Origin of the sequence: Pseudogracilibacillus amylolyticus (SeqCode), assembly GCF_051918545.1 — a bacterium.
GTDB lineage: Bacteria > Bacillota > Bacilli > Bacillales > Amphibacillaceae > Pseudogracilibacillus.
On record NZ_JBPPZG010000220.1, the window covers coordinates 1 to 6249 of the forward strand.

Sequence of the window (6249 nt, forward strand, 5' to 3'; positions counted from 1 at the left end):
CCCCGGAATTACAACAGCTATCCTGGACAGGATTTTACATCGTGCAGAAGTTATTCATTTCCGGGATGATGACAGTTACAGAATGAAACATCGTTCTTCCATTTTTATGGAAAAAAGTGTCCAGAATTAATTAGCAAAAAGTGTCCATTTTCACTTGACGGTTACAGAAAATCAAAGTTATGAAAAGCAATTAAGATTTTATACTTTAGATAGAATTAAAAGGGTTTTAAATACACTAGTTTTATCAATAAAAAGTAGAGTAAAAGATAATTTGAAAATAACTATTTATCACTCTAAAGAATTAGATATTGGTTCTAAATTGTTTTTAGATATACTGATTAAAAATAACATAGGTTCCGTCACTTATAATCTAATTTAACCACTTGCATGTCCTCATCGGATATAGTTGAAGAAAAAGTTAAAAAAGCTTTTTTATCAAGGGACAAAAATAAAATACATAACTTAGCATTACAATTTTTATCTGTTGGAGATGCATGGACAAGTATAAAACTTTTAAATAGAATTTTAAGCATTGAAATTAGTGATGAGTATTTCTATGACCTAGGCATAGCTTATTCACAAATTGGCGAAACAGAAACAGCTGAATTTTATCTAAACCAAAGCAAAAGATATGGAAATATAAAAAGAGTTATTGATTCTAACTATGTTTTGGCAATGTTATATGCACGTCATCACCCGAAATATTTGCAATCTATTAGTAAAGCGGAGGAATTACTAAATGAAGCGTATAATGCTTTTCAGAACAATGAACCTAGTTTCCACAAGATATTTAATCGAAACGGCTATGCTTTAATACTCTATAGGAAAGGTAAAATAGAAGAAGCGATAGGAATTTTACTTGATGGTATAAGTAAATTACAACAAAGCAAATTGTCTGATGTTGATAACGGCTTACATGAGAGTGTATTAACCTATAATTTGGCTCAATGCTATGTAAATTTGAATATGTTTGAGGAAGCTAGTTCAGCTTTTGAAAAATTAATAAATATGGATCCATATTATCCAGAAAACCATTTGGAGTATGCCAAATATTTAATAAATAATGAAAAGTATAATTTAGCATATAAACATTTAACGTATGCAAAAGATCTAAATCCATATATTCCTGAGACTTATTCTTATTTAGGTCTTTATTATTTATCGCAAGATAATCAAATCCAATTAGCACAAGAAAATTTCAAAAATGCATACATACTTTCAAATAAAAGTTACGAGTATTTATACGATTTAATTTATACTCATACTTTAGAAAACGATTATGAGAAATGTTATAAATTAATTAAGGATCATCCTTATAATTTGGAGGATGAATTAATTGAAGATTTTTATGTAAATATTTCAATTATTAAAGCCGAATGTTTACTAAATATTAAATCAGAAGAAGAAGCGGCAACAGTGTTAAAGCTAGCACTTAAAAAGTATCCAAGAAATAAACTTTTGTTAGAAAATGAAAAAATATTATGTAAGGAGATTCTATGAAAAATCTTGTTTATACAATGAGGAAATACCCATCTGCTAGAGCCTTCTTAATATTTAGTGTTTTATTTTACTTGAGCATGGCAGTTTCAAAAACCGTTCATGCACTGTGGTTTGATGAACAAAATGCACTAACATTCTATGGTTTTTCTTATACAATGATGGCAATTGCGGGTGCATTGTCTTTTATTACCGGAAAAATTGGAGATATCGTATCACCTAGTTTTGCACTTAGGCTAGGAGTTTTTGTCTATGCAATTGGCCTGTTTTTAAGAATATTTACAAATTCACTCATCATTGCAGGGGTTTCTGGTTTTATCGCTGGATTAGGGGCTTCATTAGTAATTGTTTCCATGAGATATTGGATTCTTTCAATAGGAGATGAAGAAAATAGAGCAGCTATTGTTTCTTTAAAAGAGACGGGAAGTAATACTGGCACTGCAGTAGGGGCATCATTAGCTGGAATACTTACTCTGTTATTATCTTATATCTTTAAGAATCCAATAGTTACAGTGTTAATTATTTCTTCTGTCTTATGCTTATTTACTATGTTATTCGTGCCGAAATTACATAAGGATAAGGAAAGCTCTGATAAAGATAAAGAGAAATTGAAAAAATACGTTCCAAAACGGTTAATTACAGGAGTTATTTTCTTCGGTGTAATTACAGGTCTATCAGTTAGTTTATTTACTCCATTTTTCCCAGTAATATTAAAAGAACAAGGTGTTCCAGTAACTTTAATAGGATTGTACATTGCGTTGATAGGTATTAGTTCTATCTTATTTGCTCCTTTATTTGGAGATAATGAAGTTAATAAGAGAAAAAGTAAGCTGTTTTTTTGGTTCGAATTACTAGTAGGAGTTTTAACACTTTTGTTTTTGTTTAAGTTACATTATCTAATCGTTCCATTTATTATTATCATAAGAACACTTTTTATTACAGGTTCAGTTATTTGTCAGGAATTGATGGAGTTAAATATGTATCCAAAATACGCAATAGGCATGTTATTTGGATTATCACAATCCTCTTTTTTTGTTGGAGATGCAATCGGTGGATCTATTGGAGGTATTCTATTTAGCATCAACTTAAATTATTCCTTAATGGTGTGTTCACTTTTGATATTATTTAATGCGTGCATTTTTCCGTTGTTTTATAATTTTATATTAAATAAACGCGAGTCAGGTGAAGTCCATGAAGTTTTATAATGATAAGAATATGTTTTTTGAACCAATACTGTTAACAATTACATCAGAAAATCAAGCTTTATTTTTAAATGATAATGATATTTCTTTATCGGATGGTACCAAATTATTAACATTTAATGATATGTTTAAAGCCTTAATAGCACTGAAAACTAAACCTTTATTTTACACTATTTGGTTGAATCAAATTAGCGGTATTATATATATTAAGAAATATAATACCAATTTTGAAGAACTAGATTCAAATTTTTTATGTTTTAATGAAGAAATAAACATTACTGAAATTGAAAATGTATTTTTAGATTCTTTTGAGAATAATTTATATTTAGTTGTCTTGACCGAAAAAAACACATATATACTCATTAAGATTACTGAGGAGCTAAAATATACATTAATAAAAAATATAAAAAAAGATATTGAATTAATAAATATAGAAACTATCTCGACACATAGTTCAAATTGGTTAATGACAACTCAGAGACCAGGAACAGGATTATCGGCAACCGTAGTTGGTAATAAAGAGAAGGTAATTATAGATAAGTATCATTGTTATTACCGTGAATACGTTGTTTATTCACTTGAAAAAGAAAATACTGAGGAAGTCATAGTAATGAATATCTCTACTTTTGAAGAAGTATTAAAATTTGAATTTGAAGAGCCAATCATTACTGTAAAGATGCTTGACAACAATAAATTAGTTTGCTTATTGAATAAGGAAGGTCTTATTGAAATGGCAATACTTAATATCATTTCAAAAAGAATTATTAAATCAATTCAATTTAGATCTAATATTGAATTACATTCACAGGTTTCCGATAAGATTTTGATAAAAAATACTAGTCTATCTAATGGGATAAGTTGGGGTTATATTAACAAAGATTCACAAATTAAATTTCCTGTTAAAACATTAAAGAGTGTTGATTTTATCAATGTGAAATATATTCAAACCCCTTCTTCGTGTATATTGTTTGAACCCAAAAATAATGAAATAAACAGGATTATAATATCTATCCATGGGGGACCTGAGTCATTTGAATTTGATGAATTAAGATATAACGGAATTTACAGGGAGTTTGTATACGCTGGGGTTCTTGTCTGTGTATTGAATTATAACGGTTCAGCCTATAGAACATTAAATACAAGAAAATCTGTTTGGAAGAATTGGCATGTTGTTATTAAAGAAATATTAGAATGTAGTAAATTTCTTGAAAATGAATATTTAATTCCTAGAAGTAAAATAACCTTATTAGGAGTGAGTTTCGGTGCCACACTAGGCTTAATTACAGGTGTCATGACTAATAAGAACTTCGAAAAAATTATAGCGATAGCCCCCTTAATGAACTTAAAAAATCATGTAAATAAGCTTGAATCAAAAGAGTTAATTTGGTTTAACAGCAGATTTAATAATTTCGAGATAAACAAAATGTTTAATTATAGGTTTTTCCAAAACGATAATACCAACACTATATATTTAATTCAAGGTAATATGGATTCTGTACTTGATTATAACGAAACACTTCTTGCATATAAATCTGCTAGAATTAACAAAATGAACTGGAATTTAATCACAGAGGAAAATGGAGACCATGTTCCAAGTAACATAAAACAGAAAAAAAGACGCTATCAATATATATATCAATGTTACTTTAACAAATAAAAATTTAAAGAGAAAGATTGTAATGTATTAAATTTCCTTGTAATTTGCTTCGCTCAAGGCACAAAGCCGCATGAAATTAAATTTTGCAATCGACGGTTATTACTACAGAGCAAACCGGTAAAATTGCGGTTATTAAACAACATTATGAGGATATACTGGAACGTAAAAAGGATTTGACACCGATCCATTTCCTTGCCGTGCCTACATGGAAGAAATCAATCTACTTTTAACTGTTCCGTCCATCAAAGACGCCTTTACAGCCATTGCCATTATTTCAGAAATTGGCGTCAATATGGACGTGTTCCCGACAGCAAAGCATTTATGTTCTTGGGCAGGGCTAACACCTACGAATAACGAAAGGTGAGTATTTCGGACAGAATGAGCCAGCCGTGCGGAGTTTTGAGCCACTGTTTGCGGACACTAGATCAGTGAATGCGGAGGGAAGAGCCACTCATTATTAAAGAAAGAAATGCACACAGTCATTGAAACAGTTTTACTCTTTCCAATAGCTGCTGATTTCACCTTAATTGTTTATCTTCTAATCGGTTGTCAATAATCTTAATTGCCCAGCTGACAAGTTCTTCAAAGTATAAATCTTCCTCCTCAATCCATATACAGGGGGTAATAACCTGTCTACTATTTCTTTCATTACTCCTTCTGGTAAATATCTGTGAAAAAAATACTTAGCTATACGGTTTTCCACTTCTATTGGAATCATTACCTTACCCCCATGACGTTCTCTCATCGAACTTCACGATCTACTAAAATTTTATAGGAATCATGAACAATACGATCAAGAATTGCATCAGCTACCTGTGCTTGACCTAGCTTCGAATGCCACCCTTCCGGTGAAAATTGAAAACATAATATAGTGGATGCTCTCTTTGATTACAGCCACCCAAATGTACCAGCCTTGCCATTGTTTTTACCAGGGAGTGACAAGGATTTTACCACCCTTTGCCAACCTGTTTACCAATATATAAATAATTGAGTATTTAGGATTATGGAATGGAAATGAACTAGCTGCGCAGAGTTTAGAGTTAATGATCAATAAACCACTGAATAATAAACAGCCATTGGAATATTGTTGTTCCAATGGCTGTTTGTTCTATCTAAATTTTTTCTCTTTTAAATGCTTATCAATAATCTCAATAGCTAAATTAACGAGTTCATCATGGTTTAAATTCTCTTCCTTCATCCATATGTAGGAACTTAATAGTTTATCCTCCACATTCATCATAACTTCTTCGGGTAAATACATGTGAAAAAAATACCTTGCTATACGATTTTCTACTTCTGATGGAATCATTTAGATCTCCCTATTCCATGACGTTCTCTCATCGAAACTTCACCATCAATCAAAATTTGATAGGAATCATGAATGATTCGGTCAAGGATAGCTTCTGCAATGGTTTCATTTCCTAATTTCAAATGCCATCCACTTGGGTCAATCTGCGAACAGAAAATAGTTGAAGCTGTCTTATGACGGGATTCTGTGATTTCTAGTAAGATTGCGGCTTCATCAGTTGATAAATTTGTAAGTAACCATTCATCTTATGAAATGTAATTTATTATGCAAAGTCAGACACTGAAAGGACGATTTCAACGTCTATTTGAATAATCCACTTTACATAATAAAAATTTTAGCTGATGCTTTTCAGATATTGTTCGCCCTAAATAAATTATTTCAGCCAATCTAATAGAACTTCTTTATCATCAGTGGTCAACGTTTCTTGTGGAAGAACATTATTACTTGCTTCTTCAATTGCTTTGCGCTTCAATTCCAGATTAGATTTTGCATAGATTTCCGTTGTCGGTAAGCGTAAAATAGTTCCCACATTTTCACTGTAGTTCATTCATGTGATAATCTTCATAGAAAATGATTTGGAGGTT

At 30.7% G+C, this 6249-nt stretch carries 8 protein-coding genes and 2 pseudogenes; 5 read left to right on the plus strand and 5 right to left on the minus strand.

The annotated features are described in order from the left end of the window. From ACPYKA_RS17710 to ACPYKA_RS17730, 5 genes are all read left to right on the plus strand, one after another. Positions 1 to 130: ATP-binding protein (locus ACPYKA_RS17710; RefSeq protein ID WP_479543538.1), on the plus strand; the 130-nt coding region annotated here is incomplete at its 5' end. A gap of 257 nt (positions 131 to 387) precedes the next feature. Further along, positions 388 to 1500, plus strand: coding sequence for a tetratricopeptide repeat protein (locus ACPYKA_RS17715; RefSeq protein WP_479543531.1), 1113 nt, complete (start codon positions 388 to 390; stop codon positions 1498 to 1500). Beyond that, positions 1497 to 2702, plus strand: coding sequence for an MFS transporter (locus ACPYKA_RS17720; protein WP_479543532.1), 1206 nt, complete (start codon positions 1497 to 1499; stop codon positions 2700 to 2702). The genes ACPYKA_RS17715 and ACPYKA_RS17720 overlap by 4 nt, the downstream gene beginning before the upstream one ends. Beyond that, positions 2689 to 4356: an alpha/beta hydrolase family protein gene (locus tag ACPYKA_RS17725; RefSeq protein ID WP_479543533.1), complete on the plus strand. Its 1668-nt coding sequence runs from the start codon at positions 2689 to 2691 to the stop codon at positions 4354 to 4356. The genes ACPYKA_RS17720 and ACPYKA_RS17725 overlap by 14 nt, the downstream gene beginning before the upstream one ends. A 205-nt stretch (positions 4357 to 4561) precedes the next feature. Then, complete coding sequence (locus ACPYKA_RS17730; RefSeq protein ID WP_479543534.1) at positions 4562 to 4720, plus strand: transposase; 159 nt, start codon at positions 4562 to 4564, stop codon at positions 4718 to 4720. 174 nt (positions 4721 to 4894) lie between these two features. On the opposite strand, the gene ACPYKA_RS17735 is transcribed toward ACPYKA_RS17730, so the two are convergent. The 5 genes and pseudogenes from ACPYKA_RS17735 to ACPYKA_RS17755 form a co-directional block, all read right to left on the minus strand. Further along, on the minus strand, positions 4895 to 5074 hold the full coding sequence (locus tag ACPYKA_RS17735) for a hypothetical protein (RefSeq protein ID WP_479543535.1): 180 nt from the start codon (positions 5072 to 5074) through the stop codon (positions 4895 to 4897). A 9-nt stretch (positions 5075 to 5083) separates the two neighbouring features. Further along, a pseudogene (locus ACPYKA_RS17740) lies at positions 5084 to 5241 on the minus strand (ATP-binding protein); the annotation flags it as partial. A 223-nt stretch (positions 5242 to 5464) separates the two neighbouring features. Next, entirely contained in the window at positions 5465 to 5665 is a 201-nt protein-coding gene (locus ACPYKA_RS17745; protein ID WP_479543536.1) for a hypothetical protein, read from the minus strand. Then, positions 5662 to 5910, minus strand: a pseudogene (locus ACPYKA_RS17750) (ATP-binding protein); the annotation flags it as partial. The gene ACPYKA_RS17745 and the pseudogene ACPYKA_RS17750, both read right to left, overlap by 4 nt. A 128-nt stretch (positions 5911 to 6038) precedes the next feature. Further along, positions 6039 to 6212, minus strand: coding sequence for a hypothetical protein (locus ACPYKA_RS17755; protein ID WP_479543537.1), 174 nt, complete (start codon positions 6210 to 6212; stop codon positions 6039 to 6041). Between the last annotated feature and the right edge of the window lie 37 nt (positions 6213 to 6249).